The following is a 15,901-nucleotide window of genomic DNA, read 5'->3' as shown; positions in this document are numbered from 1 at the left end:
CCCACATTCACTCACATTTAGTTGAATGATTTCAACTAAATGTGAGTGAATGAACTAGCCACAACTTGTTCAACTCCCGTTGCCCGGAATTCACCTCGCGGCCGGATTGATTTGCCAATCTTAAGAGGGAATTTATGGGAAATATCAAGCTTGATGGGGATAGGGAACGTGAACCGAGTTGCAAAGAAATCTGCAGGCATTCTCGCCGCAGCCATAGTGGTGGGCGCAGTAGGCGTTGCGCCATTGACTACGGCGGGGGTCGCAACCGCCGAAACCGGGAGCTACTTTGAACGCACCGCGACCTACCCGGTGTATCAGAACGACCCAGACGGGGCCGCAGCCGAAACTGCCTCCGAAATCTCGACCGTTTCCGAAGACGGCAAAACCCTGATCTACTCTGACGCGCTCGCCCGCCAGGTGGGATTCGTGGATATCAGCGACCCCGCCGCACCGAAGGGTTTGGGAACGCTCCCGCTGCACCAGCTCGGTAGCCCAGAAGACGAGCCAACTAGCGTTGCCGCCTATGGAGAGTACGTTTTTGTCGTAGTCAACACCTCGGAAAGCTACTCGAACCCTTCGGGGCGTGTTGACGTTGTGCGCATCGCTGACCGTACGCTGGTCCACAGCATCGAATTGACCGGACAGCCGGACTCCATCGCGATCTCTGAAGACGGCGCCTACGCGGCGATCGCCATCGAAAACGAACGTGACGAAGACGCCGGAGATGGCGGTCTGCCGCAGGCGCCCGCCGGTGCTATCGAGATCCTGGATCTCGTGGGCGAAAACCCCGAAGCCTGGAGCGTCCGCGAGGTACCGCTGACCGCGGGGCCGCGCGAAGCCCCGATTGCGCTTCCGATGCTTAACGACGCCGGATTCGACACCCCACAGGATCCGGAGCCCGAGTACGTCACCATCAATGCCAAAAACCAACTGGCGGTAACCCTCCAAGAAAACAACGGCGTAGTCCTCATCGACCTGCCCAGCGGCGACATTACCGACGCCTTCAGCGCGGGCAGCGTTGACCTGGAAAACATAGACATCGAAAAAGACGGGAAACTGGATCCCACCGGCTCGCTGAAAGACGTTCCGCGCGAACCGGACGCGATCGGCTGGATCCAAGATCGCTACCTCGCCACCGCCAACGAGGGGGACTGGAAAGGTGGCAGCCGAGGCTTCACCATCTTCGATTCCGAAACCGGCGAAGTTGCTTGGGATGCAGGAAACACCTTCGAGCGGTTGGCGCTCTCCCAGGGGCTGTTCCCGGAGAAGCGCGCAGGCAAGAAGGGCGTGGAACCCGAGGGGTTGGCGATCGACAACTTCAACGGTGTCGACTACGCCTTCGTTGCCTCGGAACGCGGCAATTTCGTCGCGGTGTACGAACTGAGCGATCCAACCAATCCGGAATATGTGCAGACCCTGCCGACCACCAACGGCCCGGAAGGCATCCTTCCGATCCCAGGCCGGGACTTGTTGGCCGTGGCCTCGGAAACCGATGAGGCAGACAAGGGCGTGCGATCGTCGATTACGCTATTCTCCTTCGGTGCAACCGAAGCGCAATTCCCGGCGTTGGCATCCAGCATCGAGAACCTGGTGCCGTTCGGTGCCTTGAGCGGGTTGAGTGAGAACCCGGAAGATTCGGAGAAGCTTTACGCGGTCAGCGACAACGCCTATGAACCACGCATTTACTCCATCGACACCGCGCAGAAGCCCGCGCTGGTCGAGAGCTCCATGGCGGTGACCAAGGACGGTGCCCCTGCCGAATTTGATCTTGAAGGCATCGCGGCCCGTGCCGAGGGAGGGTTCTGGGCTGCGCATGAAGGTCAGGAAGGCGCAGAAAATGCGCTGGTGCGCATTGATGAAGCCGGGGCCGTCATCGAGGAAGTGCCGCTGCCTGCGGAAGTTGTCGCAGAGCTCGGCGGACAGGGACTCGAAGGTGTCAGCGTGCGCGGTGAAGGCGCAGAAGAAGAGGTGATCTTCACCCTGCAGCGCGAAGTGCCAGGCGAAGACTTCGTCCGCATCGGCAAGTATGTTCCTGACTCTGCCGAATTCACCTGGTATGGCTACCAGCTTGAGCCAGCCGGTGACGATGGATCGTGGAATGGGCTTTCGGAAATCACCGAGCTTCCGGACGGATCGTTCGCCGTCATCGAGCGCGACAAACGCAACGGTGAGAATGCTGAGCTCAAGGCCCTGTATAAGTTTGAACTTCCAGAAGGTGCGGCCGGTGAGGTCACCATGCTGGAAAAGGAACTGGCAGTAGACGTGCTTCCGGTGCTTGAAGCGACCAATGGCTGGACCCAGGAGAAGCTCGAAGGCCTGGCCGTCGCCGGCAGCGGTGATGCGTATATCGTCACCGACAACGATGCGGTGGATGATGCCAGCGGTGAAACGGTGTTCGCTAATTTGGGTGCGGCCGAAGAGGTCTTTGGGTTAAACGAGCGCCCTGTTGAGTCGCAGACTCCGGATGAGACCGATACACCGGACGAGTCGGCAGCACCGGAGGCTTCGCCCACGGCCGAGCCTTCCCAACGCCCAGAGGTGAATGAAACCCCGAGCGAAGAAACTACGGAGCCCAAGCAGGAGCAAAGCTCCGAACCGACCAAAGAACCCTCCGAGGAGGAGCCCGAACAGCGTAAAATCGATAGGCTCGCCGACACCGGGGCAAACAGTCTTTGGCTGATTCCGGTCGGCTTGGTTGCCGCAGGCTTAGGGCTCGCAGCCGCAATCAAGAACTCGCGTGCTCGTCGATAGTCATTGAAAAACTAGCAGTTGGCATTGCAAGGCATCGAGTCTGCTTGGAGATCCATCCGAGCAGGCTCGAAATCCTGTTGAAGGCAGCTCGGCCAGGTTGGCGAAGCGCGGAGAAACCTTGACTTTCCACCATGGAAAGTCAAGACTTTCCTTAACGGAAAGTAGGGTGTGATGGACAGTGAAAAGCATGTGGCGGGCGGCTATGAGCCGCGCGAAGCACTCGCGGAAATAGAAGATGCTTCGGAGGCGATGGTTGGTGCCACGGAGGCGCCGCGTAAAATCATGTATGCCGTGCTGGCCTTCGTGGCAACGGTCTGTACATTGGCGAATTACGTGTCATGGCCGGCCTTCTTTGCGCTGTTTTTGCTGATCATTCCCCTGGGTTTCTGGTATTTTCTGTTGATGCGCAAGCGGCCCAAGGCGCGTCCGGTTCTCAGGCATTCAGGCCGCTACATGGGCTATGTTCTTCTGTTTATGTTGACCTTGCAGGTTGCTAACTTCTGGGAACCTGGGTCCTGGGGTGAGGCGGGCCTGAAATGGCTGGCGCTATTTGGTGTTCTTTGTTTGTGCATGACCGGTATGCGCACGGCAACGATCAAGAATCGGCTCAAGGACGCGAATGAGCGCGGTGTCTGATCACGGGGAGTTCAATGAACTGATTCATGCCCCAATCCGTCTGCGCATCTGCGCCAGCTTGGCTCCACTCAAATATGCCGAGTTTGCTCAACTGCGTGATTCGTTGGGAATTGCCGATTCGGTGCTGAGCAAGCATCTGAAGCAGCTTTCCGAGGCCGAATTTATCGACGTGGAAAAATTCTCCAAGGGTGGGAGAAGCCATGTGCGGCTAATGCTCACTCCCAACGGACGGCAGGCTTATGTCCGTCATGTCGCGGCGCTTCGTTCTCTTACTGAAGGTAGCTATTAGTCTTCGGGCGCCCGCGTAGCCAGGCTGTCGGCTTGGGGCCCGGAGGTGAGGTGGCATCACGCTATTGCTTCACGAATGGGAAGCTTGCCACGTTTTCTCATCTTGCCTCAGGCGAGCCGAGCCGTAAAGCGTTTTGGCTCCGCTCGGGATTAGGCATTCTGAAAGCCGATTCGGCCGTTGGCTAGCGACCTTGAGGTTTGGGATTTGCCGTGATTAGAATACTGGCGATTTTCTAGATAGCGGCACGCAGCTGTCTGCAGCGCCGCTATTCGCTTTGCCCCGTGCACGCGAAAACCGTGGCTCCGAAAATTTCAGAACCACGGTTTTAGACGCTGGCTAGCTTGAATGCGAGAGATTAGTGAGCGGCGCTCTTCTTAGTGCTGGAAACAACGACGGCGATAATCGCGGCAACGACCGCGCCGACCAGCAGCAGCTTGCCGCTCTTGCAGGACTTCTTTGGCGCGCCCAGCTTCTGCTGCGCGGTCTTCACTGCGTTCTCAACGGATGAACGGGTGCGCTGTGCGGCCTTCGAATTGCCACTGACGCTTTCGATCAGGCTGGCGCCCGCGTTGCCGATAGCTTCACCGTTCACTCCGGAGATTGCGTTATTCCACGTCTCGCGAAGATCCTTCGGGATTTCTGCCTTGGCTGACTTAGCCAATTTGTTCAGCGATTTCTCGACTTCTTTGAAAGTCTTGGCAGTCTTTGACATTTTTACCCTACTCTCGTTGAGGATCCCGTGGTTTGTTACTTTTTGGTAACTCGGGCCACTCAATCTACCCTAGCCAGCCCGAAGATAACTCTCAATAGTGGAGGGTTTAGCTCATTGCGAACTCACAGCGTACGCGAGGCTGATCTTGAGATGCCCAGGGCAGGCCGTGTACGCAGCATACCCGGGCGTCGACGCTAGTTTGCTGCACCCGGCGCCCACTCCCAGGCAGTGTCAGAGGGGATTCTGCGACCGGTACCCGTTGCTGGAAGGTTTCCCCGGGGCCATGTGTTCCGGACGGCTCGGCGTCCTCTCCTGCCCTCGGCTTGTGGGCTGGCGGGGCTAGAGGTGGGCGGCGCGATTGATTGCGACGGTTTCCTCGCGTGACGGCATGGTATTCATTGAGACGAAATGCTCCATCAGCCGGTCGCGCGTTTCCGGCGCCTTGTCTTTCTCCGCGGCGGCGAGAGCTTGGCCGAGGCCCTCTAGCCCTAGTTCGGTACAGTAAGCCGGGGTTCCGGGCTGCAGTCTCCAGGATTCTGCAAGGACACCGGCGTCGTATGCGTCGAAGCCGCTGTCGTCCACGAGCTGCATCACCGTTGCGCGAGCCTTTTCGGAGTCGCCTGCGACCGGGAGTGCCAGCCGGTCGGGGCTGCCGGCAGGTCGTCCCATGGTCCGCTGGGTTTCGGCCAGGGCGGCGTTCCACGCTTTCACTACCGGGCGCCCTAGCTGCTCTTGGCTCCACAGGCTCTCGACCTGGCCGTCAACGACGGCTGCGATGTGCCCATTCATGCCGGGGTAGTAGTTCGAGGCGTCCACGACCACAGTGTTCTCCTGCGCAGCCGCAATCAAGTTCTTGAGCACGGGCTGAACGCCGAACGGAACCGCCAGAATGACGACGTCCCTATCCTGCGTCGCGGCCTCCAGCTCGACCGGCTGTGCGCCCGTAGCCGTCGCCTTCGCCGGGATGCTCGTTGGACCGCTTGCAGTTGCGATGAGCACGTCGTGTCCGGCTTCGCTGAGTTGGCGGGCGAGGTTACTGCCAATTGCTCCGGCGCCAATGATGGAAATCTTCACGGGTGTCCCTCTTTCATTCATTTCGAGCATCAGGGCGTGTGCTCTGGATCGGTGGCTGCCGAACGCTTGCGGTTCCGTAAACCAAACAGGACAATTGTTGTACGCGCAGTCATGTACATCTAACGTTCATCATGTACGCGTAAGGCGGTACATCTTTTTATGTTGCGAATTAGGATAGGAACCATGGCAAGTCGCTTGGCAAACCCGCTCACCATCCCGGAAGAGGAAGATTTCGACCTCTTCGAGGTGATGTCAGCCCTCGCGGATCCTGTGCGCAGGGCGATCGTCATGCAGCTTGCGGAAGAACCGGGCCGGGCATGCAGCAACTCGGACTTCGGCGTGTCAAAATCCGCGCTCACCCGTCACTGGCGTGTTCTCCGCGAGTCGGGTCTCATTAGACAAGAGGCGCAGGGAAACAGGCACCGCAACTGGATCCGACGTGAAGAACTCGATCGACGTTTCCCGGGACTCCTGACGCTGGTTCTCGACGAATCGGTCCGCGGCTCCAAGCAGTCCTAGTCGCCGAGCCCGTCTCGCTAAGCGCCGAACCTCTCCAGCGCGCTCCGAGGAAGCTGAGTCGACCGACTGGGGGAGGTGCCCGATGGTTGCCAGCCTGACGGCCAGGACTGAAATCGAGATCCACGAAACCCTGCCGATTTTCGAGGTCGATCGATCCGAAATATGGACGAGCGCCAGTACCGGAAGCGTGCTCCGTTCGGGAATTTGAAGTTTGCGGTGCATCGTGTCGAACCGGTCTGTCCCCGGAGCAAAGGCAAAGCGCTCCGTGGAATGCAATGCAGCGTGGTGCATTCCCGGCCAGGATGCCACTCATCGAACCGTCCCCAGATGGCATTCGAGATCCCTCCAGCAAGCAGCTCGACGGCCGCCGGTATAGTCGTTCTGCGCCAAGTCAAGGACTAGGGATAGAGTGGGTGCGTGACTGAGCAGACTAGCAAAGCAAACCATTGGGTCCGAGCCGCGATCGCCCTGCTTGACGCAGATGCGAACCGCAGCGCAGACACCCACCTCCATGTCTTTCCGCTGCCAAAGCAGTGGGGAATCGACCTGTATTTGAAGGACGAATCGGTGCATCCCACCGGATCGCTCAAGCACCGCTTGGCGCGCTCATTGCTGCTCTACGGTTTGGTCAATGGCAAAATTGGTGAGCACACCACACTTGTGGAAGCCTCTAGCGGCTCCACCGCGGTATCCGAAGCGTATTTCGCCCGCATGCTCGGCCTGCCTTTCATCGCTGTAGTACCCCGGACTACCAGCAGGGAGAAAATTGAACTCATCGAGTTCTATGGCGGACGCTGCCACCTGGTCGATGCCGCCGGCGAAGTGGACCTTGCGGCCCGTCAGCTCGCCGAGGAATCCGACGGATACTACCTGGATCAATTCACCTACGCCGAACGAGCCACCGACTGGCGTGGAAACAACAACATTGCCGAATCCGTGTTCTCGCAGCTTTCGGCCGAACGCCACCCGATTCCTTCATGGATCGTGGTCGGCGCCGGCACCGGCGGCACCTCGGCGACTTTTGGCAGATACGTGCGTTACCGCCAGCATGACACCCAGGTGGCCGTGGCCGATCCGGAGAACTCGTCCTTCTACGAGGGGTGGCGTACCGGAAATATGGCGTACTCCACCGGGCTCGGGTCGCGGATCGAGGGGATCGGCCGACCCAGCGTCGAGCCGTCCTTCGTGCCCGGAGTAATCGACCAGATGATCCAGGTGCCCGACGCGGGCTCGCTGGCCGCCATGTACCTGCTGCGGGCACACACTCGGCACTGGACCGGAGGGTCGACGGGAACCAACCTCTACGCGGTCTTCCAGATCATTGCAGGCATGATCGAACGCGGGGAACAGGGAAGCATCGTCACGCTCATTTGCGACTCCGGCGAGCGCTACGCCAACACCTATTACAACCAGCAGTGGCTGGACGCCCAAGGTTTGGACCTCGCACCGCACCGCGCGAAGCTTGAAGGATTCCTGGACTCCGGACGACTCGAAGGCTAATCGGCGTCCGGGCGCAGCACCGGCATCAGGCCCAAGGTCTTCTTGCGTTGATGCACCGAGAAGTACTTCAGCCCGTGGACTCCGGCGACGAAGTGCCGCCTGGAACGTGCCGGAAGGTAGAGCACGTCACCGAGCTTTAGCGAGATCGAATCCGTTTCGGTGTGCAGCTTCCCGGTGCCTTCGAACACGTGGATGAGTACGTCCAGTTCCGGGCCGCGGTGTTCGCCGATTTCCTGGCTTGGCGCCAGTGCGATGACATTCGCATCCAGGTCGCGGCCCTCCGGTTCGAGCTTCCAGATGGCGCCGTCTACCGTGCTGCCTTGTTCGCCGAGCCAGGCCGTGTTCGTCATGATGCGCGGCACCGGCGTGCTGGCGAGCTTGGTGATGATGACTTCCCAGTCTCCTCCGATCCGTTCGGTTGCCTCCCAGATATAGGTGCCGGGGAGGTTGCGTTCGAATTCCGCGTGCAGGTTCACCGGTTCGTGGTCATTGAGCAGGCTCAGGTACCCGCCGGTGGGCAAGGAGTCGTAGGCCTCCATGATTTTTCCGTGGCGTTCGGGTTTCGGGATGTTCCGCGCATCGATCACGTGACTGCTTGACTGTTCCTCCACTGCAACCTCCAAGGTTTCGCTCGCCTGCCCGCTGGTTGCCTCTAGCCTAGTTGCTTTGAGCCCGGGGCGGCCCGTGGCGTATTACGATGAAGCCAGATCAGCAACATCTCCAGTTGGATGCAGGAGCAATACCGTATGAGCCAGGCAACCTCGGATTCAAGCGCCGCGCCCACTGCGAACACCGTGGCGCAGTACAAGGCAAATCTCGCCTCGGTCCGCAAGCGCATCGCGGCGGCCGAACTCGCTGCCGGGCGGGAGCCGGGAAGCGTGCGGCTGCTTCCGGTGACCAAGACGGTGCCCGAGGAGCGGCTGCGGCTGGCGATCGCGGCGGGCGTGGACTGGCTGGGGGAGAACAAGGTGCAGGAGGCCGCGCGCAAGGCCCAGAACCTCGCCGACATTCCGGGTCTCAAATATTCGGTGATCGGCCACCTGCAATCGAATAAGGCCAAGGACGTGGCCCGTTTCGCCGACGAATTCCAGGCCCTGGATAATTTGCGCCAGGCCACCGCGCTGCAGCGCAGGCTGGAACTCGAAGACCGCACCCTGGATGTTTTCGTGCAGGTGAACACCTCTGGCGAGGAAACCAAATTCGGCCTGGACCCGGCAGCGGCCCCAGAATTCTTGCGTTCCCTGCCCGGCCTGGACCGGCTGCGGGTGAAGGGGCTGATGACCCTGGCGATCTTCTCCTCCGAGAAGCAGGCGGTGCGCACCTGCTTCACCACGCTGCGCGAACTGCGCGACCGGCTGCGCGAGCGGGCGCCCGAGGGGATCGGGTTGGAAGAATTGTCCATGGGGATGAGCGGGGATTTCGAGCTGGCCATCGCCGAGGGCGCGACCGTGGTGCGGGTAGGGCAGGGGATCTTCGGTGCTCGTGCGCTGCCCGATTCGCATTACTGGCCGGGCTTTGCCGGTTAGCGGTTAGCCAGCTGGCGCTTTTCTCTCGTAGGCTGAGCGTTATCAACCGGTGGATTCCGGCCCCTTGTTTGCAGGAGGAAATTAATGCCTACCGTCGCCGAACACATGATCGAACAGTTCCACACCCAGGGTGTCAAGCGCATCTACGGGGTCCCGGGGGATTCGCTGAACGGGCTGACCGATGCGCTGCGCGAAAACGGGGAGATGGAATGGATCCATCATCGCCACGAGGAGGGCGCAGCCTTCGCCGCGACCGCCGAAGCCGAACTCACCGGGGAGCTGGCCGTCTGCGTCGGCTCCTGCGGGCCGGGAAACCTCCACCTGATCAATGGGCTCTACGACGCGCAGCGCTCCCGGGTGCCGGTGCTGGCCATTGCCGCGCAGATCCCCACCGACGAGATCGGGTCAAACTATTTCCAGGAAACCCACCCGGTAGAAATCTTCCGCGGCTGCTCGGTCTACGCCGAACAGGTCTCGGACCCCAAGCAGCTGCCGCGGATGCTGCGCATCGCCATGCGCGAGGCGATCGAAAAGCGCGGGGTTGCGGTGCTGGTGATCTCCGGGGACGTGGCGCTCTCCCAAATGGAACGCGCCGGCACCCAAGCGATCGTCAAGACCAGCCCGCGGGTGCTGCCCGCCGACGCGGAGCTTGCCCGCGCCGCGCAGCTGCTTGAATCCTCGGCCAAGGTCACCATCCTGGCCGGGGCCGGCACCGCCGGGGCGCACGCGGAGGTGATGGAGCTGGCCGATCGGCTCGCCGCCCCGATCGTGCACTCGATGCGCGGCAAGGAGCATATCGAATACGAGAACCCCTTCGACGTGGGCATGACCGGACTGCTCGGCTTTGCCTCCGGCTACCGGGCGATCGAGGAATGCGAGGTGCTGCTGATGCTCGGCACCGATTTCCCCTACCAGCAGTTCTACCCGCAGCATGCCAGCATCATCCAGGTCGACCTGCGCGGGGAACAGCTCGGCCGGCGCACCACCGTGGATGTGCCCCTGGTGGGCACGGTGAAGGACACCGCCGCGGCGCTTTCGGCGCTACTGCCCCGGCAGGGCAAGCGCAAGCACCTGAATGACGCGCTGGAGCACTACGCGAAAACCCGCACCAAACTCGACGAGCTGGCCACCCCCTCGCGCGGCAAGGCGGCCATCCACCCGCAGTACCTGGCCCGGCTGATCGATCTGGCGGCGGACCAGGACGCAATCTTCACCGCCGATGTGGGCTCCCCGGTGATCTGGGCGGCCCGCTACCTGAGCATGACCGAAGACCGCCGGCTGCTCGGCTCCTTCAACCACGGCTCGATGGCCAACGCCCTCTGCCACGCCCTCGGTGCCCAGGCGATCGACCGCACGCGGCAGGTGATCGCCTTCGCCGGGGACGGCGGGCTGACGATGATGCTCGGCGAGCTGCTGACCGCCACGCAGAATAAGCTGCCAATCAAGGTGGTGGTCTTCAACAATTCCTCGCTGAACTTCGTGGAACTTGAGATGAAGGCCGCCGGCTTCGTGACCTATGCCACCGAGCTGGAGAATCCCGACTTCGGTGCGGTGGCCAACGCCGCGGGACTCAAGGGATTCCGGGTGGAGGACTCCGCGCAGCTAGAGGCCACGGTCAAAGAATTCCTCGCCCACGAGGGGCCGGCGTTGCTGGACGTGGTCACCGACCGGCAGGAAATGTCCATGCCGCCAAGCATCAAGGTCGAGCAGGCCAAGGGCTTCGCGCTTTATGCCATCCGCACGGTGCTCTCCGGGCGCGGGGACGAATTGTTCGATCTGGCCAAGACCAATTGGCGCCAAATGTTCTAGCACCGGGATCTATGCCTATGCTTGAAGCCGGACCCGCGTGAGCGGGGCCGGCTTTCGCAGCGAGCACCACCAAACAGAAAGAGGCGCAGGCGCTTTGATAACTTCGCAACCGGCCGCGGCCCAGGCGGCAACCACCGAGGATTTCGCCCGGAACCTGGCGAGCGTCAACCAGAAGATCTCCTCCGCCGCCGCCCGGTCCGGCCGCGAAGCCGGTGCGGTGCGCCTGCTGCCGGTCACCAAAACCATCGAACCTGCCCGGCTGCGTCTGGCCATCGACGCCGGGGTTGACACCCTGGGGGAGAACAAGGTCCAGGAAGCGCTGGCCAAATACGAGGAATTCTCCGCCGACTACCCGGAACTGCGCTATGCGGTCATCGGGCCACTGCAGGGCAACAAGGCGAAGTTCGTAGCACGCTTCGCCCACGAGTTCCATGCCCTGGATTCGCTGAAGCTCGCCGAAACCCTGCAGCGCCGCCTGGAAGCCGAGGACCGCAGCCTCCAGGTCTTCCTCCAGGTCAACACCTCCGGGGAAGAGACCAAGTCCGGGATCGACGCCGGCCAGGTCGGTGCGCTGCTCGAAGCCATCGCCCCGCTGGATCGGCTCATCCCGCGAGGGCTGATGACCATGGCCGCGAACACCACGAACGAGTCCTCCATCCGCGCCAGCTTCGCGCTGCTGCGCACCACCGCGGCGCAGCTGCGCGACGGCGGCGCCCCCGAAGGCTTCGACCAGCTCTCCATGGGCATGAGCGGGGACTTCGAGCTGGCCATCGAGGAAGGCGCCACCGTGGTGCGCGTGGGTCAGGGGATCTTCGGCGCCCGCCAGTACCCGCAGGCGAACGCATGAGCGGCTTTGAGCTAGATACCCGCCCGGTCGCCGCCGTGGTGCTCAGCTCCCAGCTGGCCTATGGATCGGTGGGCAACAACGCCATCGCCCGAATGATCGAATTGGCCGGGCACCGAACGGTGGCGGTCCCCACGGTGCTGCTCAGCAATCTGCCGCACTATCCCTCGGTGGCCGGAGGCCCCATCTCGGATCAGTGGCTTGGCGCCATTTTGGAGGACCTGCTCAGCCGCGACGCGCTGCGCGATGCCAGCTACGTGGTCGTCGGCTATCTCGGGGCGGCCAGCCAGGGGCGGATCATCGCCGACTGGTTCCGCGCCGCCCGGGCCCGCTACCCGAAGCTGCGGCTGATCCTGGATCCCGCCTTCGGGGATACGGATGTCGGGCTCTACGCGAGCGAGGAGGTCGCTTCCAGCTATGCCGAGCATCTGGTCGAAGACGCTTGGCTGATGACGCCGAACTGCTTCGAGCTCGCGCTGCTCACCGAAACCCAGATCCATGACGAGCAAGACGCGGCCAACGCGGCCTTGGACCTCATGGATGCCGGCCCCGCGCATGTGATCGCCACCTCCGCGCCCACCGAAGATGAAGATTTCATCGGCTGCTTGCTCGTGATGGACGAGGAAGAGCTCGAGCAGTTCGACACCGGCCGGATTAGCACCGAGGCCAAAGGGGCCGGGGACTGCTTCCTGGGCCAGCTCACCGGTGCGCTGCTTTCCGGCCTCGCCCTGCCCGAGGCCGTGGCCCGCGCGGTGGCCGGCACCTCCGAGGCATTGGCCGGGGTGCATCCGGCCTTCGCGGTGCAAGAGGCCTGAGATCACTTACCCACAGTTCGCCGATGCGCGCCTAAAGTGTCGGTCCGGCCCCCGACACTGGAGCTAGGGCACATCTAGTGTCCGGTCGTCGGGCAGGACGACGTGGAACACGCCGAGGAACATCTCACATGAAGAATTTTTAAACCACATCGACCATCCTCGAGGCTGTGGACAAGTTTTGGCCGACCGCGAGAAATCGCGGTTTAAATGACCGTTAATATCCACAGTGGCTGTGGACGGCCCGGTGGAGGAATGACATACTTGTAATACATCATCTTGTGGCCGCTTGACCGGCCAAACACAAGATGTAGTATTGAACCCGTTGGTGAGTGAAACACCGAAAGCACCCCATAGACAGCATTTTGGGGCATCCGAGAGGATGGCCGGAAGCACCAGGAAATGGTGGAGTCCGAGCCAAAACAAGGACTTTTAAAAAGGGGAAACAGGGAAATGGCAATCACCGTTTACACGAAGCCGTCCTGCGTGCAGTGCAACGCTACATACCGCGCTTTGGACAAGCAGGGCATCGAGTACAACAAGGTAGACATCTCGCAGGATGCCGCCGCCCTAGAGCACGTCCGCGGCCTTGGCTACCAGCAGGCTCCGGTCGTTATCACCGACAACGATCACTGGTCGGGTTTCCGCCCAGACAAGATCGCTACCTTGGCCGTAGCCAACTAGTCGGCATCCGGGCCCCGCACGGGGTCCAAGGGAACTTACTCGTCGACCACCTAGCGGAGGCGAAGAAATGCCACCAGCAGCAGTTGCCGATCGACGGCAAAACGCTGAGGCTCACGAAGCCAAGGTATACACCGATACCAACTTGATTTACTTCTCCTCGGTATCGGAGAACACCTTGCGCTTCGTGGAAAAATTGAATTTCAGTGCGGCTCGCATCCCGGTTTTTGCAACCGAACCGCAACTGATCGCAACGGCACCGTATGTATTGCTCATACCAACCTACGGCGGCGAAAGCGGGAAGCGTTCAATCCTTCCCCAGATTTTGAAATTTCTGGGTCACGAAGAGAACCGCGCAAACTTGCGTGGCGTGATTGGCGCAGGGAACACGAACTTCGGCGAGTACTACTGCATCGCGGCCAAGAAAATTGCCGCCAAATGCGACGTACCCGTTTTGTACACATTCGAACTCATGGGAACGCCGGAAGATGTTCTCAACGTCAATGAAGGGCTTGAAACCTTTTGGGCACCAGCGTCGCACAAGAAGAAGTAACGATGAATGACACCAAAGAGCTCCCAGCAAATATGCAGGGCCTGAGCTACAACGATCTGAACGCCATGCTGAACCTCTACGGTCCAGACGGCAAGATCCAATTCGAGGTGGACCGCTACGCAGCCCGCCAGTACTTCTTGGATCACGTGAACAACAACACCGTCTTCTTCCACGACCTGGATGAGAAGCTCGAATACCTGGTGAAGCACGAGTACTACGAGCGTGAAACCCTCGATCAGTACTCGATGAACTTCATCCGCGATCTGTTCAAGCGCGCCTTCGCGAAGAAGTTCCGCTTCGAGACCTTCCTCGGCGCCTTCAAGTTCTACACCTCCTACACGCTGAAGACCTTCGACGGCAAGCGTTACCTGGAGCGCTACGAGGACCGCGTGTGCATGGTAGCCCTGCACCTGGCCCGCGGCGATGAACAGCTGGCAACGAGCCTGGTCGATGAAATCATCGCCGGCCGCTTCCAGCCCGCAACACCCACCTTCCTCAACGCCGGCAAGGCGCAGCGCGGCGAACTCGTCTCCTGCTTCCTGCTGCGCATCGAAGACAATATGGAGTCCATTGCCCGCGCGGTAAACTCCTCGCTGCAGCTCTCCAAGCGCGGCGGCGGCGTAGCACTGTCGCTTACCAACTTGCGTGAGCACGGTGCACCGATCAAGCAGATCGAGAACCAGTCATCCGGCGTCATCCCAGTGATGAAGCTTCTTGAAGATTCCTTCTCCTACGCAAACCAGCTTGGTGCACGTCAGGGCGCAGGCGCGGTATACCTCAACGCGCACCACCCAGATATCCACCGTTTCTTGGACACCAAGCGCGAAAACGCCGACGAGAAGATCCGTATCAAGACCCTCTCCCTCGGCGTGGTCATCCCTGATATCACCTTCGAACTTGCCCGCAAGAACGAAGACATGTACCTCTTCAGCCCGTATGACGTGCAGCGCGTCTACGGCGTGCCGTTCAGCGAAATCTCGGTCTCCGAAAAGTATGAAGAGATGGTCGATGACTCGCGCATCAAGAAGACCAAGATCAGCGCCCGCGAATTCTTCCAGACCTTGGCAGAGATCCAGTTCGAATCCGGTTACCCGTACATCATGTTCGAGGACACCGTAAACCGTGAGAACCCGATTGAGGGTCGCATCACGATGTCGAACCTCTGCTCGGAGATCTTGCAGGTATCTTCGGCTTCCGAGTTCGCAGATGACTTGAGCTACTCGAAGGTCGGCAAGGACATCTCCTGCAACCTCGGCTCGATGAACATCGCCAAGGCCATGGACGGCAAGGATATCGCCGGCTCGGTGGATATCGCGATTCGCGCCCTGAGCGCGGTATCCGATATGTCCTACATCGCTTCGGTGCCATCGATTGCTGACGGAAACAAGAAGTCGCACGCCATCGGACTGGGCCAGATGAACTTGCACGGCTTCCTAGCCCGTGAGCACATCTACTACGGCTCCGAAGAAGGCATTGACTTCACCAACATCTACTTCTACACGATCCTGTTCCACGCATTAACTGCGTCGAACAAGATCGCCATGGAACGCGGTGAAACCTTCGACAACTTCGAAAACTCGAAGTACGCATCCGGAGAATTCTTCGACAAGTACACCACTCAGCAGTGGGCTCCGGCCACCGCGCGAGTGAGCGAACTCTTCGACGGAATCCACATTCCTACCCAGGAAGACTGGAGTGCGCTGAAGGATTCGGTCATGAAGCACGGAATCTACAACCAGAACCTGCAGGCTGTGCCGCCAACCGGTTCGATCTCGTACATCAACAACTCGACTTCCTCGATCCACCCGGTCGCAGCGAAGATCGAGATCCGCAAGGAAGGTAAGATCGGCCGCGTGTACTACCCGGCTCCTTACATGAACAACGAGAATATCGACTTCTACGAAGACGCTTACGAAATCGGCTACGAGAAGATCATCGACACTTACGCCGCTGCAACCCAGCACGTGGATCAGGGCTTGTCCTTGACGCTGTTCTTCAAGGACACCGTGACCACTCGTGACATCAACAAGGCGCAGATCTACGCATGGCGCAAGGGCATCAAGAGCCTGTACTACATCCGCCTACGCCAGCTTGCGCTGGAAGGCACCGAGGTTGAAGGTTGCGTCTCCTGCGCACTGTAATGCCTCAAGTTTTTGACTGAGTCTCTTCGTCATTAATGTCACCAATCAACCAAT

At 60.4% G+C, this 15,901-nt stretch carries 15 protein-coding genes; 12 read left to right on the top strand and 3 right to left on the bottom strand.

The annotated features are described in order from the left end of the window. The first annotated feature begins 168 nt into the window (after nucleotides 1–168). The 3 genes from ACT3UA_RS05520 (at nucleotide 169) to ACT3UA_RS05510 (ending at nucleotide 3,676) form a co-directional block, all read left to right on the top strand. Nucleotides 169–2,751 (top strand): esterase-like activity of phytase family protein, encoded by a 2,583-nt coding sequence (locus ACT3UA_RS05520; protein ID WP_444615668.1) that lies wholly within the window; start codon nucleotides 169–171, stop codon nucleotides 2,749–2,751. Between the two features lie 171 nt (nucleotides 2,752–2,922). After that, the gene (locus ACT3UA_RS05515) at nucleotides 2,923–3,387 is read left to right on the top strand and encodes a hypothetical protein (RefSeq protein ID WP_096284929.1); all 465 of its coding nucleotides are present in this window, start codon (nucleotides 2,923–2,925) and stop codon (nucleotides 3,385–3,387) included. Further along, entirely contained in the window at nucleotides 3,371–3,676 is a 306-nt protein-coding gene (locus ACT3UA_RS05510) for a transcriptional regulator (protein WP_096284927.1), read from the top strand. The genes ACT3UA_RS05515 and ACT3UA_RS05510 overlap by 17 nt, the downstream gene beginning before the upstream one ends. Before the next feature lie 355 nt (nucleotides 3,677–4,031). Here ACT3UA_RS05510 and ACT3UA_RS05505 read toward each other — a convergent pair whose 3' ends face one another. Beyond that, nucleotides 4,032–4,388, bottom strand: a complete 357-nt coding sequence (locus ACT3UA_RS05505) for a hypothetical protein (protein ID WP_444615667.1) — start codon at nucleotides 4,386–4,388, stop codon at nucleotides 4,032–4,034. Nucleotides 4,389–4,727: 339 nt separating this feature from the next. Then, nucleotides 4,728–5,462, bottom strand: a complete 735-nt coding sequence (locus ACT3UA_RS05500; RefSeq protein WP_444615666.1) for an NADPH-dependent F420 reductase — start codon at nucleotides 5,460–5,462, stop codon at nucleotides 4,728–4,730. A gap of 183 nt (nucleotides 5,463–5,645) precedes the next feature. Here ACT3UA_RS05500 and ACT3UA_RS05495 point away from each other — a divergent pair, with 183 nt between their 5' ends. Then, complete coding sequence (locus ACT3UA_RS05495; protein WP_096284923.1) at nucleotides 5,646–5,981, top strand: ArsR/SmtB family transcription factor; 336 nt, start codon at nucleotides 5,646–5,648, stop codon at nucleotides 5,979–5,981. A gap of 417 nt (nucleotides 5,982–6,398) precedes the next feature. Then, nucleotides 6,399–7,481: a PLP-dependent cysteine synthase family protein gene (locus ACT3UA_RS05490; protein ID WP_096284921.1), complete on the top strand. Its 1,083-nt coding sequence runs from the start codon at nucleotides 6,399–6,401 to the stop codon at nucleotides 7,479–7,481. On the opposite strand, the gene ACT3UA_RS05485 is transcribed toward ACT3UA_RS05490, so the two are convergent. Then, entirely contained in the window at nucleotides 7,478–8,092 is a 615-nt protein-coding gene (locus ACT3UA_RS05485; protein WP_176484122.1) for a DUF2249 domain-containing protein, read from the bottom strand. The two genes, ACT3UA_RS05490 and ACT3UA_RS05485, sit on opposite strands and share 4 nt — an antisense overlap. Before the next feature lie 135 nt (nucleotides 8,093–8,227). On the opposite strand from ACT3UA_RS05485, the gene ACT3UA_RS05480 reads away from it, so the two are divergent. The 7 genes from ACT3UA_RS05480 to nrdE all read left to right on the top strand — a co-directional run bounded on the left by ACT3UA_RS05480 (nucleotide 8,228) and on the right by nrdE (nucleotide 15,847). Beyond that, nucleotides 8,228–9,007 carry a YggS family pyridoxal phosphate-dependent enzyme gene (locus ACT3UA_RS05480; RefSeq protein WP_096284917.1) on the top strand — a complete coding sequence of 260 codons (780 nt, stop codon included), beginning with the start codon at nucleotides 8,228–8,230 and terminating at the stop codon, nucleotides 9,005–9,007. An 84-nt stretch (nucleotides 9,008–9,091) separates the two neighbouring features. After that, nucleotides 9,092–10,816 carry a ubiquinone-dependent pyruvate dehydrogenase gene (gene poxB, locus ACT3UA_RS05475; RefSeq protein WP_096284915.1) on the top strand — a complete coding sequence of 575 codons (1,725 nt, stop codon included), beginning with the start codon at nucleotides 9,092–9,094 and terminating at the stop codon, nucleotides 10,814–10,816. Between the two features lie 94 nt (nucleotides 10,817–10,910). Continuing rightward, nucleotides 10,911–11,663: a YggS family pyridoxal phosphate-dependent enzyme gene (locus ACT3UA_RS05470; protein WP_343252115.1), complete on the top strand. Its 753-nt coding sequence runs from the start codon at nucleotides 10,911–10,913 to the stop codon at nucleotides 11,661–11,663. Further along, nucleotides 11,660–12,475 (top strand): PfkB family carbohydrate kinase, encoded by an 816-nt coding sequence (locus tag ACT3UA_RS05465; protein WP_096284913.1) that lies wholly within the window; start codon nucleotides 11,660–11,662, stop codon nucleotides 12,473–12,475. The genes ACT3UA_RS05470 and ACT3UA_RS05465 overlap by 4 nt, the downstream gene beginning before the upstream one ends. Before the next feature lie 450 nt (nucleotides 12,476–12,925). After that, nucleotides 12,926–13,156: a glutaredoxin-like protein NrdH gene (nrdH, locus tag ACT3UA_RS05460; RefSeq protein ID WP_096284911.1), complete on the top strand. Its 231-nt coding sequence runs from the start codon at nucleotides 12,926–12,928 to the stop codon at nucleotides 13,154–13,156. A 67-nt stretch (nucleotides 13,157–13,223) separates the two neighbouring features. Next, on the top strand, nucleotides 13,224–13,706 hold the full coding sequence (nrdI, locus tag ACT3UA_RS05455) for a class Ib ribonucleoside-diphosphate reductase assembly flavoprotein NrdI (protein ID WP_096284909.1): 483 nt from the start codon (nucleotides 13,224–13,226) through the stop codon (nucleotides 13,704–13,706). Nucleotides 13,707–13,708: 2 nt separating this feature from the next. After that, nucleotides 13,709–15,847, top strand: a complete 2,139-nt coding sequence (nrdE, locus tag ACT3UA_RS05450; protein WP_096284907.1) for a class 1b ribonucleoside-diphosphate reductase subunit alpha — start codon at nucleotides 13,709–13,711, stop codon at nucleotides 15,845–15,847. Nucleotides 15,848–15,901: the final 54 nt, after the last annotated feature.

This window comes from Glutamicibacter sp. 363, from assembly GCF_052379505.1.
Classification (GTDB): domain Bacteria; phylum Actinomycetota; class Actinomycetes; order Actinomycetales; family Micrococcaceae; genus Glutamicibacter.
This window is presented reverse-complemented; position numbering and strand designations above follow the sequence as displayed.

What these genes read in the sequence shown, in the direction of transcription:
- ACT3UA_RS05495 (WP_096284923.1), top strand. Translation starts at nt 5,646, where the DNA reads ATGGCAAGTCGCTTGGCAAACCCGCTCACCATCCCGGAAGAGGAAGAT.
- nrdH (WP_096284911.1), top strand. Translation starts at nt 12,926, where the DNA reads ATGGCAATCACCGTTTACACGAAGCCGTCCTGCGTGCAGTGCAACGCT.
- ACT3UA_RS05480 (WP_096284917.1), top strand. Translation starts at nt 8,228, where the DNA reads ATGAGCCAGGCAACCTCGGATTCAAGCGCCGCGCCCACTGCGAACACC.
- ACT3UA_RS05505 (WP_444615667.1), bottom strand. Translation starts at nt 4,388, where the DNA reads ATGTCAAAGACTGCCAAGACTTTCAAAGAAGTCGAGAAATCGCTGAAC.
- ACT3UA_RS05515 (WP_096284929.1), top strand. Translation starts at nt 2,923, where the DNA reads ATGGACAGTGAAAAGCATGTGGCGGGCGGCTATGAGCCGCGCGAAGCA.
- poxB (WP_096284915.1), top strand. Translation starts at nt 9,092, where the DNA reads ATGCCTACCGTCGCCGAACACATGATCGAACAGTTCCACACCCAGGGT.
- nrdI (WP_096284909.1), top strand. Translation starts at nt 13,224, where the DNA reads ATGCCACCAGCAGCAGTTGCCGATCGACGGCAAAACGCTGAGGCTCAC.
- nrdE (WP_096284907.1), top strand. Translation starts at nt 13,709, where the DNA reads ATGAATGACACCAAAGAGCTCCCAGCAAATATGCAGGGCCTGAGCTAC.
- ACT3UA_RS05465 (WP_096284913.1), top strand. Translation starts at nt 11,660, where the DNA reads ATGAGCGGCTTTGAGCTAGATACCCGCCCGGTCGCCGCCGTGGTGCTC.
- ACT3UA_RS05510 (WP_096284927.1), top strand. Translation starts at nt 3,371, where the DNA reads ATGAGCGCGGTGTCTGATCACGGGGAGTTCAATGAACTGATTCATGCC.